Below are 21,772 nucleotides of genomic sequence, written 5' to 3'. Positions count from 1 at the left end.
ACATCATAATCGTAATATTGCAATGAACAAATAATAAAAATATGGGTTTAACTAAAACCGATCAGTTTACGCCACAGCAAAATGAACTTGCCAGTTTAGCAAAAGCTTTAGGGCATCCGGCGCGAATTGCCATTTTAGAAGTTCTGCTAAAACACAATTCCTGCATTTGCGGCGACATTGTAAACGAACTTCCGTTGGCGCAGCCTACCGTTTCGCAACACTTAAAAGAACTGAAAACGGCCGGCCTTATAAAAGGCAACATAGAAGGCAACGCCATTTGCTATTGCATAGATGCTGAAAACTGGAAGAAAAACCTGGAATTACTTTCCGCCTTTTTTGGAAAATTAGAAATTAAAAATACGTGTTGTTAACCTTTTAAATTAAAAAGCCATGAACGCAAATGTATTTCCGCGCATGCACGTAAGTTTGTATGTAGGCAACATCGCAAAAACTGTAGATTTTTACACTACTTTTTTTGGTCAGGAAGCTACCAAAATAAAGCCCGGCTACGCCAAATTCGTTCTCGAAAAACCCTCGCTCATTATCTCTTTTGTAGAAAATCCGGCCCGGGTTCAAAGCAATTTCGGGCATTTGGGCTTTCAGGTGGAAACGCTGGCTGAACTGGAAGAAAAACTGGCGGCAGCTCGCGAAAAGAACCTGGTAGCCAAAGAAGAAATGGGGACCAATTGCTGCTACGCCAAACAAGATAAATACTGGGTAAACGACCCCGACGGCGTGCAATGGGAAGTGTACTATTTCCACGAAGATGCCGAATTTAACGACCCGCATTACGAAACCCAAAGCGCCGAAGCCTGCTGCATTACTCCGATTCAGGAAAGCCCGAATAAAGCCGAAACCGCCTGCCGCGAACCGGCTTCGGCAGCAGAAAAATCAGAATTCGATTTGAGCAATTTGATCACTACACAAAAAAACACCTGTTGCTAATTTTAAAAGCCAGAGATCATGAAATTATCTGAAGTAAAAAACCTGTTAGCCACTGCCGAAGCGGTGAATTTTAAACTGGAGAATGGCTCCTTGGTTCCGGAACATTTTCATGTAACCGAAGTGGGTGTGGTAACCAAACATTTTATAGACTGCGGCGGCACCATGCGCACCGAAAAAGTGGCCAACTTCCAACTCTGGGATGCCAACGATTTTGAACACCGCCTTAAACCGCAGAAACTGCTTAATATAATCGCGCTTTCAGAGCAAAAGCTTGGCATGGAAGAAGATCTGGAAATTGAAGTGGAATACCAGGCCGAAACCATCGGCAAATACCACCTGGGCCACGACGGCAACAATTTCCTTTTACTTTCTACCACCACCAATTGCCTGGCTCCGAATAAATGCGGCATTCCGAAAGAAAAACTTCGCATAAACCTGAAAGACCTGCAATCTGGCAATGCCTGCACGCCGGGCAGCGGCTGCTGCTAAACTAATAAATTCTCATTTTAAGAAATCATGAAAATCGCTTTATTCTCCGATATCCACGCCAATTTACCGGCTCTGGAAGCTTTCTTTGCCGATCTGGATGTTAAGAAACCCGATGCTGTTTATTGTCTCGGCGACCTGGTTGGCTACAACATCTGGCCCAACGAAGTGGTGAATGCAATCCGCAAACGCGGCATTCCTACTATTGCCGGCAACTACGATTTTGGCATCGGCCGCAGCTCCGACGAATGCGGCTGCGCCTACAAAACCGACCAGGACAAAGCCAACGGCAAGGTTTCCATCTCCTTCACCAACGAACAGATGCAGCCGGAGGAAAGACAATATTTGCGCACGCTGCCAGCCCACATCCGGGTAGATTTTCAGCTGAACGACGACAAACTGAACCTGCTTCTGGTACACGGCAGTCCACGGAAAATAAACGAATACCTGTTTGAAGACCGCGAAGAGAAAAGCCTGCTCCGTATTATGAAAGACGCCGATGCCGACATCATGTGCTTCGGCCACACGCATAAACCTTACCACCGCACTTTAGAAGACGAAGGGAATTTCCGCCACGCCATTAATTTAGGTTCGGTGGGTAAACCCAAAGACGGCGACCCGCGCGGCTGTTACGTAATGCTCAACATTCCGGAAAACGCCAGCAATTCTGATCCAAAAAGTATTGAAGTTGAATTTGTGCGGTTCGAATACGACGTGGAAAAAGCGGCTCAGGCAGTAGAAAACAGCAAACTGCCGAACGAATACGCCGAGATGTTGCGGAAGGCATTTTAGGATTTGGAGAAAAGCCTTATGCGTAGTGCCCTTACCCCGGCCTGTCCCCTTACAGGACATCTCTCGCTTCCGTCCTGTAAGGGGACAGGCCGGGGTGGAAAATAAAAAATTAAATTAAAACAACCTCTCTAAAAAATGAGTCAGTGTACCGTTGAAAAAAAGAAAAGATTATCTGTACTGGACCGTTTCCTGACTGTTTGGATCTTCGTAGCCATGGGCATCGGCGTTTTGCTGGGCTACGTTTTCCCGCAAGCCGAATCCTTCATCAATAAATTTCAGGCCGGCACGGTAAACGTTCCCATTGCCATTGGCCTGATCTTAATGATGTACCCGCCGCTGGCCAAAGTGAAATACGAACAACTCGGCCGCATTTTTCAGAACGTAAAAGTTATCACGCTGTCGCTGGTTTTGAACTGGATCATCGGGCCGGTTCTGATGTTTCTGCTGGCCATCATTTTCCTGCACGATTACCCGGAATACATGGTGGGCATTATTCTAATTGGGCTAGCGCGCTGCATTGCTATGGTGCTGGTCTGGAACGAACTGGCCGAAGGCGACCGTGAATACGCTGCTGGTTTAGTTGCTTTCAACAGCATTTTTCAGGTGCTTTTCTATAGCGTTTTCGCCTACGTTTTCATTACCGTTTTACCAACCTGGTTTGGTCTGGAAGGAAAGATCGTAGACATTAAAATGAGCGACATTGCTGAAAGTGTTTTCATCTATTTGGGCATACCGTTTTTGCTGGGTTTCCTGTCGCGGTACTTTTTAAGAAAGCTGAAAGGCGATGCTTGGTACACGCAGAAATTCATTCCGGCCATCAGCCCCATCACCTTAATTGCGTTACTGTTCACCATCATCGTCATGTTCAGTCTGAAAGGCAACCTGATCGTGAATATTCCTTTGGATGTGGTGCGCATTGCCATTCCACTGGTAATTTACTTTGCCATTATGTTTGTGGTGAGCATTTACATGGGCAAGTATTTAGGCGCCAATTATGCCCAGAATGCCTCCGTAGCGTTTACCGCCACAGGCAATAATTTCGAGCTGGCCATTGCGGTGGCTATCGGGGTTTTCGGTTTGAATTCCGGACAAGCGTTTGCCGGTGTGGTAGGTCCCTTAATTGAGGTTCCGGCCTTGATCGCACTAGTTAATTTTGCTTACTGGTTCCGGAAGAAATACTACCACACCACCCCTACTTTGGAGAAGGAAATACCAGAAACGGCCAGGTAGTTTTTAAGCCAGGAACGATACCGTTTTTCATAGAAACAGCCTGCATTTTCGAACAGGCTGTTTTTTGTATTCCTGAAAAATTGGTCGCCGTTGTTGGTGTTCTTGCCAACAACAGCATAAAACGGCATAAAAATTTCAGATTAACTTTATAGACTTTTTAAACTCATCAAATTCGCGAATTGCAACCTGATTTTGCTCAGATGATTGATGACAATTGAAATCGTAGTAAAACCCGTTATGCTCTGCTTTAAGCACTTTCAGTTCTACCAGTAATGGTTTATCAATGTCTATATGCTCAAAAAGATATTGAGCATCATATTCATAAAATTTACTTCCGGATAAATAATATGGTTCATACTCTTTCAAGACCTTAAAATCTTTTAGAATTTGGGATACTCCTTCCTTAGAAAGTTTCAAAAGCTCTTCAAAACTTTCATAACCAAGATCTTCCAATTCTTCTTTTGGAGTAATATTCAGGGTAATAGTTGGCGAAAATATTCCTTTATTATCTGGTGAATCGTGATAATATTTTGTTGCTATACAAATTGGTTCACCTATTTCTTCATGAACCAACTCTTTGATTTCTTCCCAACCTTCATTAAGGATTTGACTATCCTTTAATTTACCAAAATCAGCAACTTTAATAAAACCCCAGGATTTTGGCTTATGAAACAGAATACCTAATTTTTTATTGATGTAAACATCGTCCGTGGTAATAACAGATTGGAAAGGATCAATCGAAATCCCTACTAACGCCAAACTAGTCAATTTTAAAAATTGCCTTCTTCCTATGCCCATAAATATTCTCTTTGAAGTCAATATAAATCAAATAATTTATCAAGCCACTAGCAGCGCTTCATCAATCATATCTGGTTTATCATCCATTTCCAACCCGGCCAGCATGTGCGCCAGCACCGGGGCACATTTTTCGCGGCAACTCGGGTAAAAATGGCCGTGTTTCCAGGAAGCGGATTTAGGCGATAAACCCCACCAGAATTCGGCCATAGCCAGCGGCTCCAGGATGTTTTGAAACGCAAATTGCAAAAGCTTCGGGAGGGCACAATCGCCGGCCCCGGCCCCGGGACCATGGCTGGTATTTTCCCGGAAGATGGTGCGTAAGCTTTTTTCCTGGCCGGCCTGGTTTAAAAACAAATACTGATCGAAAAGCTTTTCCTGAAGCGTAACGGAATGCTGCCTGCGCAAATCTTTTAGCAAGGCAATTTTATCCTGATCTTGGGCAGTTGTATTTTGCTGAAGGGCGCTTATTTCCAGGTTCATTCGGGTAAGTTCCTGCAGGCCGGTATTCAGGAAACTGCCGGGCAATAAACTGTCGTAAACGGGCGGAACAAAGTTGGCGTGGTGGTAGCCACCGGCTAATTTCCCCGAAAAGGCGGCTAGGTAACCAACTTCCTTTTGAGCATTCCGGACCAGCAAAACGCCAAACATTTTGCCAATTACGGCGCCCGTTTTCCCTTCTTCCAGGCCAAAATTATGCTCCCATTCGGTTTGCGCTTTTAAATGGCGTTGCAGCTCTTCAGCAGCCAGCAGGCAAAGCGGATGGGGCGTGTATTTAAAAGGATAGGTAAATTTTTCCGGCAGCGCATAAGAATCGATCGGTTCCTGAAAGGAAATGAAACATTCTTTTTCACGCGGGATCGGGCCTGGCAGCATCCGCTTCACAATTTCAAAACTAAAAGAGGAAAGGAATTACGGTACCAGCACCGGCGGCGATTCTTCGTTTACGGGTTCGCCGCCTTCCGGCACCATATCCTGCGCATCTTTCAACTGCAGCGAATCTACCTTTGGCTTCGGAATAAATGATTGGCACATATACTTCTTCCGGATCTTCACGGTTGGTTTTGGAAAGCGTCCGAATTTATACCCGAGGTCCGGATTTTTGTACACATTTTCCATAAAGATACCAAAAACTGGTAGCGCCGTTTTAGAACCTTCACCCATGCTGGAAGTCCGGAAGTGAATGCTGCGGTCGTCGCCGCCTACCCACACACCGGTAATTAAGTCTTTGGTTACGCCAACATACCAGCCATCGGAGTGATTGGAAGTGGTACCGGTTTTGCCGCCTACTTCATTGCCTTTGCGCCAGCCCAGGTCGTATTCCCAAAGTGCCTGCGATGTTCCACCCTGCTCTTCCATACCGCCTTTCAGCATGTAGGTCATAAGCCAGGCCGTTTCAGAACTGATCACTTTTTTCTGCTTCGGCATAAAGGTATGGATCACGTTGCCGTTACGGTCTTCTATGCGGGTTACGAACATGGGCTCCGTCCGGAAACCGTTGTTCATGAACGTACCGTAAGCGCCCACCAATTCAAACAGCGAAACATCGGAGGAACCTAAACCAATAGAAGGCACGGCCAATAATTTGCTTTTGATCCCGAGTTTATGGGCGTATTCTGCTACCGTTTCCCAACCAACTTTTTCGGTTAATTGCGCCGTTACAGAATTAATAGATTTACCCATGGCGTGCCGCAACGTAATATTCGCGCCCGAGAAATGATAATCGGCGTTGTGCGGGCTCCAGCTTTTGGCTTCACCATTTTCCATGTAATTTATGGTTATACGCTTATCCTGCATACGGTCGCAAGGCGCATAACCTTTATCAATAGCAGTAACGTACACGAACGGCTTGAACGTAGAACCCGGCTGCCGTTTAGCCTGCTTTACGTGGTCGTATTTGAAATATTTGAAATTGATACCACCTACCCAGGCTTTGATCTGACCCGAATGCGGATCCATGGTTACCATGCCGGCGCGCAGAATTTTCTTATAATAGGCCAGAGAATCCATAGGGCTCATCACCATGGTTTTCTCCAGGCTGTCATTATCCCAGGTAAAAACTTTCATCTGCCGCGGACGATTCAATTCAGCATCGATCTGCGCCTGGTTGTTGTTGAATCGCTTTTTCAGCGCTTTGTAATATTCAGTGCGCTTCATGCTGGCTTCCAGGAAACCCGGAATTTCTTTGTCCTTGTCGTCCACCCACGGATTTTTGTCGCCCCAGTGCCGTTTGAATTTCTTCTGCAGATCGCGCATGCGTTTTTCTACCGCCTGTTCCGCCAGGGTTTGCAAACGCGAGTCTATGGTTGTATAAATTTTCAGCCCATCGCGGTACAGATCGTAGCCATTTTCAGCGCACCATTTTTTCACGTATTCGCTCACGGCACCTCTGAAATACGTAGCCGGACCATCGTAATGATTTTCAACTTTATACTTCAGCACCAATGGTAAAGCACTTAAAGAATCGGCCATCTTTGGAGTAATTACCCGGTATTTGGCCATTTGCGCAAGCACTACATTCCGACGGCGAAGAGAATTTTCAGGATTAAAACGGGGACTATACGACGTTGGCGCTTTCAGCAAACCCACCAAAACGGCAGCTTCTTCAGTTTTTAAACTATCGGGCGAAGTGCCGAAAAACGTTTTGGCCGCCACTTTTATACCGAAGGAATTACTGCCAAAATCTACCGTGTTCAGGTACATCGTCAGGATCTCCTGTTTGGAATAATTTTGCTCTAACTTCACTGCCGTGATCCATTCCTTGGTTTTATTTATGAGCGTACTCACACCCGGAATATAACCCAAAACCCCTTTCGATTTTTCGGTCCGGATCTTATACAGGTTTTTGGCCAGCTGCTGGGTAAGCGTAGAACCGCCCCGGTTTTCGCCGGACGCTAACGCCACTATTACACCCAGCATAGCTTCCGGATCTATACCCGAATGGTTATAAAAACGTACGTCTTCGGTAGCCACCAACGCTTTTATTAGCATCGGCGAAATTTTCTCGTACTTTACCGGGCTGCGGTTTTCGCGAAAATATTTCCCGATCAGTTTACCGTCTTCGGTGTAAAGTTCAGAAGCGAGTTCCGTTTTAGGATTTTCCAGTTTTTCAAGGCTCGGCGAAGCGCCAAACAGGAAAAGAAAATTGATATCGACGAGGAAAAGGTAAACCAGAAACCCGATAAGGCCTAAGGCAAAAAAACGCCAGAGCCAGTTTACCAGCCGCGCAAACTTTTTAGAGGGTTTAGGGTTATTCGGTTGTTCTTGTTCAGACATTGTAAAATTCCCCGATCCGGAAAATGCTCCGGCCGGGCAGAAAAAATTTTACAAATATAAAGTTTTAAATGCGGATTCTGGCATTTCCGGTTTTAAGCATTTTTTACTATTTTACTTCCGGAACGCTATGATTTTCAGCAGAAAAAGTAAAATTAAAAAACTTTTCGGCCGAATTTTTAACCTAAAATTCAGGAAAACAACTTCCCATTTAACCCGTTTCCCTAAAACGCTATGGTTTTAATGCGAAAAAGTCTTTGTTCTATAATCTTGTTTTTTTTGTCTGTAAAATGAAACGCTACCACTTGTTTGAATGGGAAGACCAACCCTGGTTTCCGGACGTGCTGCGCCGCAACATGACCGATTACCTGCGCTTTATGATCACCAAACTCGGCATTTACGACCCCGTTATTCCGCTCATAAAAGAAATGCTCGAAAAAACCGGTCAGCGCGAAATTCTGGATTTGTGCAGTGGCGCGGGTGGTGGTTTGGAAACATTGCAACCCAAAATAAGCGCCGAAATGGGTTTTGAAGTTCCCGTTACCCTCACCGATAAATTCCCGAACCTGGAAGCCTGGCAGCAGATAGAAACCGAAAGCAAAAACGCTATCAGTTTCGAAGCAAAAAGTGTAGATGCCACCAACGTTCCGGAAAACTTAACCGGTGTGCGCACACTTTTCTCCTCGTTCCACCATTTCACCCCAGAGCAAGCGCAAGCCATTTTGCAGGACGCCGTGAATAAAAAACAAGCCATCGGTATCTTCGAAGGTTCCGGAAAACAATATCACGAACTGCTCTTTGCGGGTCTGCTTTTTCCGGCTTTAATGTTCGGCATTACCCCGTTTATCCGTCCGTTTAAACTCAGCCGCCTGTTTTTCACTTACCTCATTCCGGCCATTCCGGCTTTTACCTTATGGGATGGCGTAGTTTCCGTTCTAAGAATGTACAGCCCGAAAATGCTATCGGAAATGACCCAAAAACTCGAAGGCCCGCCTTACGTCTGGAAAACCGGTTATGCTAAACACAAGTCGGGGAACAAGGTTATTTATTTGATTGGGTATCCTGTTTAATGTTTAATGAATAATTATTAATTGGGAATACATTAAAAAATTACACCTGTCATCCTGAGCGCGAGCGAAGGACCTTGTCTGCTTAAAATAGAAAAATTATCGACGAAGAAAGAAAAAAAGTCCTCCCCTGTTTTTAGAGGAGAATTTAGGTGGAGTCAAAACGCTATGGTTTCGAGCTTCAAAACTCAAAAATGCGGCCTCATAAGTTCCCTCGAAGTTGCTTAGAATTACGAAAAAACGCTATGGGTTGGAGCTCCAAAAGTCAAGTCAGGAATTAATGGCAATACTACGAGCCAACAAGTTCCTTCGCTCGCGCTCAGGATGATAGAACTTTTTAAATTACGTTATTAGCTCATTAGCAAATTTTTCACATTAGCACATTAAAATGAAAGACGCCCTGAAACTCATGCGCATCCCGTTTTCGGTATTTTTAATGCCGGTTTTCTGGTTTGCTTTAAGCGCTGCGCCGGAGTTTAATTGGCAAAAAGCCACAGCCGCTTTTCTGATCTTACACCTCTTAGTTTATCCCGCCAGCAACGGCTACAATTCCTACTTCGACCGCGACGAAGGCAGCATTGGCGGCCTGAAACACCCGCCCAAAGTAACCCGCAGTTTATTTTATTTGGTAGTTGTTTTTGATTTTCTGGCCGTTCTACTTTCGCTGTTCATTTCGGTACCGTTTGCGGTTTGCGTGCTGGTTTATTTGTTCGTTTCCAAAGCGTACAGCTACGATAAAATCCGCCTGAAAAAATATCCATACCTGAGTACGTTTACCGTCGTTTTCTTTCAGGGTGCATTCACATTTTTGATGGTGCAGATCGGCAGCGGCGTTCCGTCGGAATCCTATTTCAGCACTTCCAATTTGATGCAGGCTTTGGTCAGTTCATTGTTTTTATGCGGCAGTTATCCGCTCACGCAGGTTTACCAGCACGCCGAAGACAGAAAACGCGGCGACAAAACCCTGAGTTTGAAACTTGGTTTAAAAGGCACATTCCTCTTTTCCGGCATCAGTTTATTTATTGCCGCCGGCGTGCTCATCTTTGAATATTTCATCACGAACCAGGTCAGCAACATTTTCATTTTCGGAGTTTTTACCGCTCCGGTCATAGCGTTTTTTACCTGGTGGCAACTCCAAATTCGCAAATCTGAGGTCGCTGTGAATTTCGAAAATACCATGCGCATGAATCAGATCTCTTCTCTTTGCATGAGCGCCGCATTTTTGCTGATGCTGTTCTGGCCGCGGTAGAAACCCGTTGAACCCACGCTTTTCAACAATTACATCCCGTCTAAACCGTGGATCGCATTTCCAACCGGCATGCTACCCATTAGCATTTCACCGGAAAAATTCGCTACTTCAACGGTGCAAAAAGTACGGCGGGCTTTTTCCGATTTCCAAACCCCACAAAGCGCCGTATTTTTGAAAAAATCTTAGAATTACCGCTATGCAACATAATCAGAACTACCGTCCGCGCCGCTCCGGAAAAGTGATGGCCGGGTTAATATTGCTCGCCGTGGGCGTGATATTTCTTTTAAACAATATGGGTTATTTCTTCCCGAACTGGCTTTTTAGCTGGCCCATGTTGCTTATTGTGCTGGGTTTATTTGTCGGTTTTAAGCATAATTTCCGGACGCCCGGCGGCTTCATCCTGATCCTGGTCGGCGCTACTTTCCTGGCTAAAAAATACTTTTACATCAACATTGCCTGGGGTTATGTGTGGCCGGTTATAATCATCATCGTCGGGCTTTGGATGATCTTTGGCCGGAGCCACCGCTACCATTTTCAGCGCCGCGAAGACCTGGAAAAGGACGCCGAAAATGCTGCTTCCTCCAACGCCACTTTTACGAACCAAGAGCCTACCAACCCTAACCTGGAATCGCACTTCGAAAACCCGAACCCTTACGATAATATTTCCGCTTCCGAAGACGATTTTCTGGACAGCACTTCGGTATTCGGCGGCACGAAAAAACTGGTACTTTCCAAAAATTTCAAAGGCGGCGAAATTGTGACTATTATGGGCGGCGCCGAAATAAACTTAAGCCAGGCCGATATCCAGGGCCGCGCCATTCTGGACGTAACCCAGATCATGGGCGGAACCAAAATCGTAGTGCCTTCCAACTGGGACGTAAAATCAGAAATGGCAGCCATTCTTGGCGGCATCGACGACAAACGCATCATACAGCCCGGCGGCGTAAATCCCAACAAAGTCCTCATCATTAAAGGCACCTCCATTTTAGGTGGCATTGATATTCGTAGTTTTTGATTGCTAAAGATTTTAAGTCCCCATTTGGAGGGGGTAGGGGGAGGATTTCACATTAGCTGATACTCTCCCCTTGAGGGGAGCTGGAGGGGTGTATGCACGTTATTGAAAATTATCCAAAGATGTAAACACCCCTCTATGAGCTCCGCTCGCAAGCTCAAACTCGCGTTTGACTTGTCCTTGAGGGGAGAATCTTCGCAGTAAGTGTTTTCAATACTGTTGTCCTCCCCCTACCCCCTCCAAAGGGGGACGAAAATTCGCCACTTTCATCCTTTATAAAACCAAAATCCTTCTTCCTTCTACTTTCATCCTTCATCCCAAAACATGACCAGCTCCCCACTTGCAACAGCCCGGTACCGCGCCATTTTTTTTGGCTGCTGGCTTGCGTTAGCGTTGTTGCTGGCGGCTACGCTTTCGTGGTTTGGGTTGCCGCTGGAACTGGCTTTTTCCGATAGCTTTATCAGTTCGGGATTATTGGCGGCGGCTTGCTGGCTTATTAGCGGGAACCTGGAATATTATCGTCCGCAGCAGGCGCGTTATTTATACATTGGCATCTGGTGTTTTTTGCTGGCGCTCATCTGGACCACTTCGCTTTATTATTTGCTGCCCGTTTTGCTTGAAACCGATCCGCGCTACGAAACTTTCCTGTTAGCATCATTGCCCGTTCGTTTCAGCACCGGCTTGCTTTTGCTCGGCTGGATGGCCATGATCAGCGTGATCTGGTACAACCAGCAGGAACAGCAGGCCAGTTTACGCCGCAAATCTGAAACCGAAAAGCTGGCCCGCGAAGCAGAATTGTTCAAATTACGCCTGCAACTGCAACCACATTTCCTATTCAACAGCCTGAATTCCATAAATGCCTTAATTGGTTTCAAGCCGCAGGAAGCCCGCAAAATGGTGCAGCAACTTTCGGAATTTCTGCGCAGCACACTCCGCAAAGACGATTCGCAGCCCGTACTTTTAGCCGAAGAATTGCACCTGTTGGAACTGTATTTAGAGATCGAAAAAATGCGCTTCGGCCACCGCTTGCAAACCGAAATTTCCGCCGACGAAACCAGCAAAAACCTGAAACTTCCGCCTTTGCTTTTGCAGCCTTTAGTAGAAAACGCCATCAAATTCGGGCTTTACGATACCACCGGACAGGTTTGCATAAACGTGAAGGCGCAGGCCAAAGAAAATAACCTCGAAATTTCCATAACCAACCCTTACGATCCGCAAACGGCCACCAAACGCACCGGCACCGGCTTCGGCCTTACGGGCGTGCAGCGGCGTTTGTACCTGCTTTTCGCGCGCCAGGATCTGTTGCAAACCCGCGCCGAAAACCAGCTTTTTACTGCCACCCTCAAAATTCCGCAAACGCTATAATTATATGAAAGCCATTCTGATAGACGACGAACCGCTGGCCCGCATGTTGGTAAAAGAATACCTGCAAAACTTCCCGCAAATTGAAGTGGTGGAAGAATGCAACGACGGTTTCGAAGGCCTGAAAGCCATTGCCCAGCACCACCCCGATCTCATATTTCTGGACGTGCAAATGCCCAAAGTTACTGGCTTCGAAATGCTGGAATTACTAGACGAACCGCCGGCCGTAATTTTCACTACCGCCTTCGACGAATACGCCATCAAAGCCTTCGATGCGCACGCCGTAGATTATTTGCTGAAGCCGTTTTCGCCGGAAAGATTTAACCAGGCTGTAGATAAATTCCTGCAAAAAAACGCTGGCCCCGAAAGCAAAAAAACTACCAAAGAACTGCTGGAAACGCTAGGCAAAACCGACGAAAAACTCGACCGCGTAGTCGTAAAAACCGGCACCAAAATTCGCATTATTCCCGAAAGCGAAATCCTGTATTTAGAAGCGGAAGGCGATTACATCAACATCCATACGCCCGAAGGCCGTTTCCTGAAAACCAAGACCATGCAGTATTTCGAAGACGCTTTAGACCCGAAAAAATTCGTGCGCATCCACCGTTCCTACATCATTCAATTAGCGCAAATAACCAAAATCGAGCCCTACGAAAAAGACACGCACACCGTAGTTTTAAAGAACGGCGCACGCCTGCCCGTAAGCAGAAACGGTTACGCCAAACTGAAACAGGTTCTAGATTTTTAGATCAGTTTTCAGCCCTAAAAACGCTATGTTTTTGCAGCCAAAAACCCGGCCCGGATTTTATTTTCCGGCCGGGTTTTCTGTTTTACAATATTACTGAATTGTAATTTTCGACTTCCCTGAAAATTACAGAAACTCGACGCCGAAAACCGCAACAATTTCCGGTTCGTAAAGAGAGCAAAACCTGAATTCCCACCTATGAAAAAGTTATTGCTTTTAAGCGCCATCGCCTGCACCTTATTTTCCTGCGAAGAAAAAAGAACGGTAGAAAAAAGTGTAAAAATTACCCGCGATCAAAACGGCACCACCACAACCACCACCGCAGAAAAAGCCGAAGGCGACACCGCCACCAAACCCGATTTCGAAACCGGCAAAGTGGAGTTAAATATCAAACGCACGCACCACTTCTCCGACCCCACCAAACCCGATAATTTCGCGCTGCACCTTACCGGTCCATCGCTGTTAAAAAGCACCATCCACTTCACCATCACCGATCCCAAAGGCACCACAATTTTCCTGGACACGCTAACCGCCGCCGACCTGGAAGCCTCCATGGTGTACGAAATGAAAACCAACAAACCCACCGAACAAGAGCGCGAAGCCTTCGTCAAAAAACGCCTGAACGAATTCTTCGACGATAAAAACTTCAGTACTCCCGCTATCGCCCCCAACGACATGTACGACCGCATTTACGGCAACGAAAAATCCTGGAACGCTATCAAAAATGATCCCAAAAGTATCAGCTTCAACTACCTGATCGGCAAAGAAAATGGCCAGCGCATTGCATATTCCAGGCTGGAGAAAAAAGTAATGCACGTTGGCAATTTCGGTGGATAGTAAGTAAAATATGGTTGTTGGTGAAAACAACAACAACAACGGCAGAAACACCAACAACAGCAGAAACGCTATTTATTTAAGCAGCAAAAGTTAATTAGCAGCATTAGCGAAAAGGTCCCCTCCTTTCCAAGGAGGGGTTCGGGGGTGGTTGTATCCGCATTTCTGGACAGAAGCCCTGAACCATGGAAAGATTCAAGTGGAGCAAAATGCTATCCTTTTAAGACATAAAACTCAGATATGCGGCCTCACAAGTTCCCTCGACTAGTGCTCGGGATGACGAAGAAAACGCTATCCCTTACAAACAAAAAAGTCCTGCCTCTGAAACAGAAACAGGACTTTCCCTTTATCAAAATATCGAAAATTCGAACTTACGAAAACTATCCGTTCATCGAGATCAAAAACTCATCGTTATCCTTGGTACCTTTCATGCGGTCTTTCAGGAATTCCATGGCCTCTACCGAATTCATATCCGACATGAATTTGCGCAGGATCCAGATGCGGTTCAGTTCATCTTTATCCATTAACAGGTCCTCACGACGCGTACCGGAAGCCGGAACATCGATAGCCGGGTAGATACGACGGTTCGCCAACTTACGATCCAGCTGAAGTTCCATGTTACCCGTTCCTTTGAATTCTTCGAAGATAACTTCGTCCATTTTAGAACCGGTCTCGATCAGGGCCGTGGCAATAATCGTTAAAGAGCCGCCATTTTCTACGTTACGCGCCGCTCCAAAGAAACGCTTCGGTTTGTGTAACGCATTGGCATCCACCCCACCAGATAAGATCTTACCTGACGAAGGAACCACGGTATTATATGCACGTGCCAGACGCGTAATAGAATCAAGCAGAATAACCACATCGTGGCCACATTCTACCATGCGCTTGGCTTTGTCCAGTACAATGCTGGAAATTTTCACGTGGCGCTCGGCAGTTTCATCGAAAGTAGAAGCAATTACTTCCGCTTTCACGCTGCGGGCCATATCGGTTACCTCTTCCGGACGTTCATCGATCAACAGGATCATCAGGTAAACTTCCGGATGGTTTTCGGCGATGGCGTTGGCAATTTCTTTCAGCAATACCGTTTTACCGGTTTTCGGCTGCGCCACAATCATACCGCGCTGGCCTTTACCAATTGGGGCAAAAAGATCCATGATCCGGGTAGAATACAAACCAGATTTAGTTGTCAGGTTTAAGCGTTCTTCCGGAAAAAGCGGCGTTAAATGCTGGAACGGAATCCGGTCGCGAATTTCTTCGGTGGTACGGCCGTTTACGCTGTCAACTTTCAAGAGAGCAAAGTATTTTTCACCTTCTTTCGGCGCGCGCACGGTACCTTTCACGGTATCGCCGGTTTTCAGACCAAACAATTTGATTTGCGAAGGCGAAACGTAAATATCATCAGGCGAAGCCAGGTAATTATAATATGTAGAGCGAAGGAAGCCGTAGCCATCCTGCATTAATTCCAGCACGCCTTCGTTGGCAATTACGCCGTCAAATTCGCGCCAGTTATTGTTGTTAAATGCCGGTTGATTTTGCTGCTGCTGACCTTGTTGCGGCTGACGCTGTTCGCGCGGTTGCTGTTGGTCGCGGTTTTGCTTTTGCTGGAATTGCTGACGTTGTTCGCGCGGTTGATTTTCGTCGCGCTGCGGCTGATTTTCGCGGGGCTGGATATTTTCGCGGGGCTCGCGTGGTTGAATTTGAGCTTGTTCTCTTGGCTCGCGTTGCTCCTGAACAGGCTGGGCTTGTGGTTCGCGGGCTTCGGTTGGCTGTTCTTCGCGGGCAGGTTGTGGTTGGCGCGGTTCACGCATTTCGCGGGGCTGACCGTCGGTGCGCATTTGGTCAGGTTTGTTGCGCTGGTTCCGCGGTTGAAAAGGTCTTATCGGGCGGCCATTCGAATCGAGGCGTTCTTCGGTAGTAGCCGTTTCTGTGCTTCGGGTTTCGGATTTCGGGCGGGGAGCACTTTCTCTTTCTATCGTTTTTTCCGGTGCAATTCCGGCTTCCGCTTCGCTAAAATCGCGGGTATTGGCATCGCGGTGCTGTTCCGGCGCTGGTCTTTCTGCAGGCGCTGTTTCGGCCACAGCAACTGCCGGAGCTTCTGCGGCAACCGCAGCGCGCGCAGCTTTTTTCGGCAATTTATCGGCAGGCAACGTTGCCTGCTGATCCAGGATCTTATAAATTAAATCTTGTTTGCTTAGTTTCTTAAAATTGGTAACGCCAAGCCTTTCAGCTATTTCTTTAAGCTCTGAAAGCAGCTTGTCTTTCAATTCTTCAATATTGTACATAGAAAGAATAAGGTAGTTGAACTGTTCTCCGAAAAACCAATGGACAGAGCCGTCCGGCAGGCAGGTTTCAGGAAAAAAATGCGTTTGAAAATTATACTGTTTGATTGTGCCCCGGAAAAACGGGCATTTTGAATTTGTACCGCAATGTTAATTTAAAGCAGACGAATTACCAAAGCATTAGCGAGGTTTTTCTTAAAAATGTTTCAATTTCTGGTAAAAGATTTTCAAAATATCGTTTGCTGTACAAAATATTATATTTTTGTGGACTAAACTTTTATCTGAAACTATGCTGCAACTATCCGTTTTAAAAGAGCAGACTGCCCTGGCCATTGCCGGACTTACCAAAAGAAATTATAAAAATGCGGAAGCCGAAATTGCTGCTATTTTAGAGATAGATCAGTGCCGCCGCAAAATTCAGTTAGAGCACGACGATATTTTAGCGCGCTCTAATTCCCTGGCCAAAGAAATAGGCAACCTGATGAAAAGCGGCAAAAAAGAAGAAGCTGAAAAGCTGAAAACCGAAACCGCCGATCTGAAAGCCAACTCGAAAATTCTGAGTGAAGAACTTTCTGCTTTAGAAACCGAGTTGCACAATGCATTGATTAAACTGCCGAACATTCCGCACGAAAGCGTACCAGCCGGCCGCTCTGCCGAAGACAACGAAAACATCTTCCAGCACGGCGAAATTCCAACCTTGCACGAAAGCGCTTTGCCGCACTGGGAACTGATCAAAAAATACGACATCATTGATTTTGAGCTGGGCAATAAAATTACCGGCGCCGGTTTCCCGGTTTATAAAAAACAAGGTGCCCGTTTGCAGCGTGCGCTCATCAATTTCTTTTTAGACGAAGCCCTGAAAGCCGGTTATACCGAAGTTCAGCCACCCATTTTAGTGAACGAAGCTTCTGGTTTTGGTACCGGTCAGCTGCCCGACAAAGAAGGCCAGATGTACCACGCCACCGAAGACAATTACTATTTAATTCCCACGGCCGAAGTTCCGATTACCAACCTGTACCGCGACGAAATTATTCCCCGCGATCAGCTACCGATCAAAAATGCCGGCCACACGCCTTGCTTCCGTCGCGAAGCTGGTTCTTGGGGAGCCGATGTGCGTGGTTTGAACCGTTTGCACCAGTTCGACAAAGTGGAGATTGTGCAGATCCAGGAGCCGGAAAAAAGCTACGAAACGCTGGAAGAAATGAGTAAGCACATTCAGAATTTATTGCAGAAACTTGAGTTACCATACCGCGTGCTGCGTTTATGCGGCGGCGACATGGGCTTTACTTCGGCTTTAACTTACGACATGGAAGTTTACTCCGCAGCGCAAGGCCGCTGGCTTGAAGTAAGCTCCTGCTCCAACTTCGAAACCTACCAGGCCAACCGCTTAAAACTGCGTTACAAAGGCGAAAACGGCAAAACGCAATTGCTACACACCTTAAACGGAAGCGCTTTAGCCTTGCCAAGAATTGTAGCCGCCATCCTGGAAAACAACCAGACGCCGGAAGGAATTATGATGCCAAAAATTCTGCACAGCTATTTAGGTTTTGAAGTGATCAAGTAAAAGCATTTTATTTCAAAAAATATAAAAGCCCGGTTGCAATTTATAGCCGGGCTTTACTTTTTCAGCTAAAAACGATAGCGTTTCTGGCGCAAGCGAAACTGCCTGAAATAATCAAACGCCGTGTTAAAAAAACCGTATCTCTTTTACCTGAAAAAGTAATATGGTTATGGAAATAAAGAAACTATTTGATAAACTAAAACACGAAGCAAAGGCCTTAACCGGCGAAGCAAGCAAAGACCGGCTGTTTCATTCAGAAGCTGAATTTCCGGATGGTGAAGCTGCCAAGGCAATATTTCCGGAAGCCAGAAAAAGGCTTTTCGGTATTAATAACTGGCCTGAAAACACCCCTGTAACCACCCCATTTGAACTTTACAATACTTCCGGCCACAAAACCGATTCTGAGCCGCAGATCGGGTATTTTATCAAGATCACGCTACCCGGAGTACCCATAGAAAACTGGGTGGAGATAACCGAACTTCAGGACAAACCGGATCTGGCTACTTTTACGGTGCATCCTTGTCCAAACCCTTTCAATAACGAGCCGGAAACCCAGCATTTTTTTGTGCAGGAAACCAGCAGTACCTTTAAAGTGCAACGCCAGGAAAACTTAATTTCAGCTTCCGAAACCGGCCGCAACGAATTTATTAACAACCAGGAAGAAGCCGGCAACCGCGCTGCTCTGAATACTATTATTGCGGAAGGGGGCTGGACCGTATTTCAGAAAATTCTCTGGCAAAACCTGGCTGACTACTGGTGCTGTAAAGATCTGGCGCCATCGTGAACTTCCGGAAAAGCTTCAGAAAACCAGCATTAGGCAGCTATAATACCAACTCTGCCCTATCAAAACCGTATTAAAAAAACCACCCAAACTCCTGCTACAACTATGGAATTTCACGATATAATTGAAAAAGCTAAGCTTGAGCTGAAAGCCTTGCAAGGCGAAGCCGGCAAAGACAAAACCTTCCAGGCCGAACAACGATTTTTCAGTTCCGAAACCGCACAGAACCAGTTTGCCGGAGCCATAAAACGCCTGCTCGATATTAATAAATGGTCAGAAGAATCGGGAATACGCGCCACTTTTGAGCTATTCGATCAAAACGGCGATCCTAAAAAAGCTGACAAACCTGAGATCGGCGATTATTTCCGGGTGCTTTTACCGGGCGTACCGCTGGAAAACTGGATGAAGATTACCGATATTAAAACCAGCATTCACCAGGCAGAGATCACCGCGCATCCTTGTGCCAATCCTCAAAACAATCATCCGGAAGTTACATCGCACTTTTTTGTAAAAGAAACCAGCAGCATATTCCGGGTAACGGTAGACGGCACCCGCATTAAAGCATACCAGATCGGGCTGAATGAAAAAATAAACAACCACGACGAAGCCGGTGGCCGCTCTTTGGCCAACACCCTTATTGCCGAAGCCGGCTGGAACGGAATGCAGTTTATTCAGTGGGAAAACTTAACGGCCTACTGGAGCGGCGCTAAAAACGGGCACAACGGGCAGAACCATCATTAAAGACAGTAAAAAACGGTAGGGTTTCGGCACCAGAAAGTGGCAATTAATACAAAGCCATTTTTTGGTGTTCGAAACACCACCCCCAGCGTTCGTTAGGTTCCGCGGAAATAATGACCGGGTGCTGGGTTTCGTGGTAATGTTTGGAGGCGTGTTTGTTTTTGGAATCGTCGCAACAGTTTACTTCTCCGCAGGTCTGGCAGGCGCGCAAATGTACCCAGGTATCGCCCATGGCAATACATTTGTCGCACTGGTATTTTGCAGGCGGCTTTATTTCGGTTTGCTGAAGATGCTGGCAGAGTTTTTTTCCTTTAAACATAAAAGTAGATTCGTTTAAAAGAAGAACCATCAGGAAATAAAAATGTTACTAAAACTACTTGGGCTGCGCCAGGCGAATTTCAGTTACGATTTTAAACGCCGGCAAAATGGCTTTGTGTACCGGACATTTTTTAGCGATTTCCAGCAAGCGCAGAACCTGATCGTCGGTGAGGTTACCGGTTACGGTAATGTTGGTTTGCAGCTTTTTAACCGGGTTCTTTTCCAGTTCTACGGCATCGCCGGCTTCTTCTTTCAGCAAAGAAACCACCGCGTTGATCATGCTCACGGGCCAGTCTTTGCGGTCGGCGTACATGCGCAGGGTAATGGTGGTGCAGGCGGCCAGCGCACTCAGCAGGTAATCGAATGGTTCCGGACCGGTATCTTTTCCGCCTAAACTTTCGGGTTCATCGGCAATCATTTCGTGCTTTCCGGCCTGAATACTGGCTTGCAGGGAATTTTCGCCAACTTCGGCGCGCACTTGGTTGGTAGTGGTTATCGCAGATTTCTGTTCGTTTTTCAAAGTAGAAACGGTATGGTTTTACACTCTAAAACTGCCTCCCGCCCGAAAAGGTTAAGCCGGAAGTTGAAAATTAAATTGCTGTTCGCGCATGCACTTGAAATGTCCGCGCGGGCACTTGCTATAACCAATTTTGGAACAAGGCCGGCAATCCAGACCTTTCACTTCAAAAACTTCGAAATCGGCTTTATACGGGTACATGCCAAATTCCGGAACCGTGTTGCCCCAGACACTATAGATTTTCTTCTTAAAAGCCGCCCCGATGTGCATTAAACCGGTATCGTGGGTGAAAAGCGCCTTGCATTGCTTTACCAGCGAAGCCGACTGGTTCAGGTTGTATTTTCCGCAGGCGTTAAGTACGATTGTTCGATTATTCGATATTCGATTGTTCGTTTTTTCGTTTTCCGGATTAATTGTTGATTGCTGATTGCTGATTGTTGGGTTTTCGTTGTTCGTTGTTCGTTGTTCGTTGTTCGAATTCTGGAAATGTTTGGCAATTATTTCGCCGGTTTCGAAATCTTCTTTGCCGCCGAGCAGCATGATGGGAGCATTGATCTTTTCGCAGAGCTCGATGAGTTTTTCTACGGGCAGACGTTTGGTATAATGCTGCGCGCCAATGGCCATGCCGTAATAACCGTTCTGGTGGGTTTCCGGCAAAGTATTTAAACTTACTTCGTCTTTTTCGGGGATGAAATAATCCAGACCTTCGCCGTCGTTGGTAATGCCCAGGTTTTTAGCTGCTGCCAGGTACCGTTCTACAATGTGCACGTCGGGCATGGCATTGTATTTCAGATTCACTAGCAGCCACTTCCGGAAATTCAGTTTATCGAAGGTACCGGCTTTTACACCCAAACGCGTTTTGATGATGCGGGTGCGCAGGTTATTATGCAGGTCTACTACAAAATCGAACTTCTCTTTTTTCAGCTCCGCGATCAGTTCGTTCAGGCTTTCGCCTAAGTAATGCGCTTTGTCAACGTTAGGGTTGCTTTCAATAATACTCCGGAAATTTTGCTTGGTGCAGTAATGGATCTTGGCATTGGGTAGCTGGCGCTTCAGCGCACGGATAACCGGCGTGGTTAAAACGATATCGCCAATGGAAGAAAAACGGAGAATGAGGATTTTTTGCAAGGTAGTTTCGGGCGATAAGTTTCTGCAAATTTAAGTTTTATAAGGTTGTATGCCAATTATAGTCAAACTGTCATTGTGAAAATTGAAACCAAATAATGCTTATTTAGAATTAAATTGAAGTTTATCTGGAACGCCTAGCTCATTTCTTTTAATCAGAAATTCATTTCTACTCAATGGCCCATAAATATCATTTGTTTTTTGGTTTATGATCCAATAAAACTTAACCTTGCTAACCTTGAGCTGAATTTCAGCTATATCATGTTGATCTGGCATTTTTGGCCTTCCATACATAAATCCCTCATCATTTATATCAGTATTATAGACCCCAAATATGCTATCTAAAGGTTTTTGAATTGCCAAAATAAAAGTATCGCCTTTCACCATTTTATCAACGTGAGATTTTACTACAACTGATTCGCCCCAATGATAAGAAGTATCGACCTTTTCCTTTGAATGATACTTGACAATTGTCCCTTTTCTGAGATAAGCCTTTGTACTATCGCTTGAGTAACTGTAAAAAGTAGTATCCTCCCGTTCCAGGCAAATTACATCACCTAAATATGTATCCTGCAACTTTTTATAATCATTAGAGCTATTATCACAAGAAGATAAACCAGCAAGGAATACAAGTAAAAGTAAACTGGAAAGCCTCATTTTCAA

At 45.9% G+C, this 21,772-nt stretch carries 22 protein-coding genes; 14 read left to right on the top strand and 8 right to left on the bottom strand.

The window, feature by feature from the left end; genetic code table 11:
* Window positions 1-41 precede the first annotated feature (41 nt).
* From ACFPIB_RS13095 to arsB, 5 genes are all read left to right on the top strand, one after another.
* Window positions 42-371: an ArsR/SmtB family transcription factor gene (locus ACFPIB_RS13095; RefSeq protein WP_378017911.1), complete on the top strand. Its 330-nt coding sequence runs from the start codon at window positions 42-44 to the stop codon at window positions 369-371.
* 19 nt (window positions 372-390) lie between these two features.
* On the top strand, window positions 391-945 hold the full coding sequence (locus tag ACFPIB_RS13090) for an ArsI/CadI family heavy metal resistance metalloenzyme (RefSeq protein WP_378017910.1): 555 nt from the start codon (window positions 391-393) through the stop codon (window positions 943-945).
* Window positions 946-963: 18 nt separating this feature from the next.
* On the top strand, window positions 964-1,434 hold the full coding sequence (locus ACFPIB_RS13085) for a DUF6428 family protein (protein ID WP_378017909.1): 471 nt from the start codon (window positions 964-966) through the stop codon (window positions 1,432-1,434).
* A gap of 27 nt (window positions 1,435-1,461) precedes the next feature.
* Window positions 1,462-2,223 carry a metallophosphoesterase family protein gene (locus ACFPIB_RS13080; protein ID WP_378017908.1) on the top strand — a complete coding sequence of 254 codons (762 nt, stop codon included), beginning with the start codon at window positions 1,462-1,464 and terminating at the stop codon, window positions 2,221-2,223.
* 135 nt (window positions 2,224-2,358) lie between these two features.
* On the top strand, window positions 2,359-3,453 hold the full coding sequence (arsB, locus tag ACFPIB_RS13075) for an ACR3 family arsenite efflux transporter (RefSeq protein ID WP_378017907.1): 1,095 nt from the start codon (window positions 2,359-2,361) through the stop codon (window positions 3,451-3,453).
* Between the two features lie 135 nt (window positions 3,454-3,588).
* Here arsB and ACFPIB_RS13070 read toward each other — a convergent pair whose 3' ends face one another.
* Genes ACFPIB_RS13070 through ACFPIB_RS13060 form a run of 3 tightly spaced genes read right to left on the bottom strand, consistent with a single transcriptional unit; the run spans window position 3,589 to window position 7,524 of the window.
* Window positions 3,589-4,251: a hypothetical protein gene (locus ACFPIB_RS13070; RefSeq protein WP_378017906.1), complete on the bottom strand. Its 663-nt coding sequence runs from the start codon at window positions 4,249-4,251 to the stop codon at window positions 3,589-3,591.
* A gap of 39 nt (window positions 4,252-4,290) precedes the next feature.
* Window positions 4,291-5,124, bottom strand: a complete 834-nt coding sequence (locus tag ACFPIB_RS13065) for a pseudouridylate synthase (RefSeq protein WP_378017952.1) — start codon at window positions 5,122-5,124, stop codon at window positions 4,291-4,293.
* Between the two features lie 36 nt (window positions 5,125-5,160).
* On the bottom strand, window positions 5,161-7,524 hold the full coding sequence (locus ACFPIB_RS13060) for a penicillin-binding protein 1A (RefSeq protein ID WP_378017905.1): 2,364 nt from the start codon (window positions 7,522-7,524) through the stop codon (window positions 5,161-5,163).
* A 287-nt stretch (window positions 7,525-7,811) separates the two neighbouring features.
* Here ACFPIB_RS13060 and ACFPIB_RS13055 point away from each other — a divergent pair, with 287 nt between their 5' ends.
* The 6 genes from ACFPIB_RS13055 to ACFPIB_RS13030 all read left to right on the top strand — a co-directional run bounded on the left by ACFPIB_RS13055 (window position 7,812) and on the right by ACFPIB_RS13030 (window position 13,793).
* Window positions 7,812-8,591 (top strand): class I SAM-dependent methyltransferase, encoded by a 780-nt coding sequence (locus ACFPIB_RS13055; protein ID WP_378017904.1) that lies wholly within the window; start codon window positions 7,812-7,814, stop codon window positions 8,589-8,591.
* A gap of 385 nt (window positions 8,592-8,976) precedes the next feature.
* Window positions 8,977-9,837, top strand: coding sequence for a UbiA family prenyltransferase (locus ACFPIB_RS13050; protein WP_378017903.1), 861 nt, complete (start codon window positions 8,977-8,979; stop codon window positions 9,835-9,837).
* Between the two features lie 196 nt (window positions 9,838-10,033).
* Window positions 10,034-10,852, top strand: coding sequence for a LiaF transmembrane domain-containing protein (locus ACFPIB_RS13045; protein ID WP_378017902.1), 819 nt, complete (start codon window positions 10,034-10,036; stop codon window positions 10,850-10,852).
* Window positions 10,853-11,173: 321 nt separating this feature from the next.
* A complete protein-coding gene (locus ACFPIB_RS13040; protein ID WP_378017901.1) occupies window positions 11,174-12,214 on the top strand; it encodes a sensor histidine kinase in 1,041 nt (346 codons plus the stop codon).
* A gap of 4 nt (window positions 12,215-12,218) precedes the next feature.
* The gene (locus tag ACFPIB_RS13035) at window positions 12,219-12,959 is read left to right on the top strand and encodes a LytR/AlgR family response regulator transcription factor (protein ID WP_378017900.1); all 741 of its coding nucleotides are present in this window, start codon (window positions 12,219-12,221) and stop codon (window positions 12,957-12,959) included.
* Window positions 12,960-13,154: 195 nt separating this feature from the next.
* Entirely contained in the window at window positions 13,155-13,793 is a 639-nt protein-coding gene (locus ACFPIB_RS13030) for a hypothetical protein (protein ID WP_378017899.1), read from the top strand.
* Window positions 13,794-14,170: 377 nt separating this feature from the next.
* On the opposite strand, the gene rho is transcribed toward ACFPIB_RS13030, so the two are convergent.
* Window positions 14,171-16,072: a transcription termination factor Rho gene (gene rho / locus ACFPIB_RS13025; protein ID WP_378017898.1), complete on the bottom strand. Its 1,902-nt coding sequence runs from the start codon at window positions 16,070-16,072 to the stop codon at window positions 14,171-14,173.
* A gap of 286 nt (window positions 16,073-16,358) precedes the next feature.
* On the opposite strand from rho, the gene serS reads away from it, so the two are divergent.
* The 3 genes from serS to ACFPIB_RS13010 all read left to right on the top strand — a co-directional run bounded on the left by serS (window position 16,359) and on the right by ACFPIB_RS13010 (window position 19,152).
* The gene (serS, locus tag ACFPIB_RS13020) at window positions 16,359-17,633 is read left to right on the top strand and encodes a serine--tRNA ligase (RefSeq protein ID WP_378017897.1); all 1,275 of its coding nucleotides are present in this window, start codon (window positions 16,359-16,361) and stop codon (window positions 17,631-17,633) included.
* 166 nt (window positions 17,634-17,799) lie between these two features.
* Entirely contained in the window at window positions 17,800-18,414 is a 615-nt protein-coding gene (locus tag ACFPIB_RS13015) for a hypothetical protein (protein ID WP_378017896.1), read from the top strand.
* 102 nt (window positions 18,415-18,516) lie between these two features.
* Window positions 18,517-19,152, top strand: coding sequence for a hypothetical protein (locus tag ACFPIB_RS13010; protein ID WP_378017895.1), 636 nt, complete (start codon window positions 18,517-18,519; stop codon window positions 19,150-19,152).
* A 43-nt stretch (window positions 19,153-19,195) separates the two neighbouring features.
* Here the strand turns inward: ACFPIB_RS13010 and ACFPIB_RS13005 are convergent, their stop codons facing one another.
* The 4 genes from ACFPIB_RS13005 to ACFPIB_RS12990 form a co-directional block, all read right to left on the bottom strand.
* Complete coding sequence (locus tag ACFPIB_RS13005) at window positions 19,196-19,468, bottom strand: UBP-type zinc finger domain-containing protein (protein WP_378017894.1); 273 nt, start codon at window positions 19,466-19,468, stop codon at window positions 19,196-19,198.
* Between the two features lie 54 nt (window positions 19,469-19,522).
* Complete coding sequence (locus tag ACFPIB_RS13000) at window positions 19,523-19,987, bottom strand: OsmC family protein (RefSeq protein WP_378017893.1); 465 nt, start codon at window positions 19,985-19,987, stop codon at window positions 19,523-19,525.
* A gap of 51 nt (window positions 19,988-20,038) precedes the next feature.
* A complete protein-coding gene (locus tag ACFPIB_RS12995; protein ID WP_378017892.1) occupies window positions 20,039-21,112 on the bottom strand; it encodes a glycosyltransferase family 9 protein in 1,074 nt (357 codons plus the stop codon).
* A gap of 99 nt (window positions 21,113-21,211) precedes the next feature.
* A complete protein-coding gene (locus ACFPIB_RS12990; protein ID WP_378017891.1) occupies window positions 21,212-21,766 on the bottom strand; it encodes a hypothetical protein in 555 nt (184 codons plus the stop codon).
* Between the last annotated feature and the right edge of the window lie 6 nt (window positions 21,767-21,772).

Origin of the sequence: Adhaeribacter terreus (genome assembly GCF_042657365.1) — a bacterium.
In the GTDB taxonomy this organism is placed as follows: Bacteria; Bacteroidota; Bacteroidia; order Cytophagales; family Hymenobacteraceae; genus Adhaeribacter_A; species Adhaeribacter_A terreus.
Note: the sequence above shows the minus strand (reverse complement) of the source record. Positions and strands in the feature narration are given on the sequence as shown.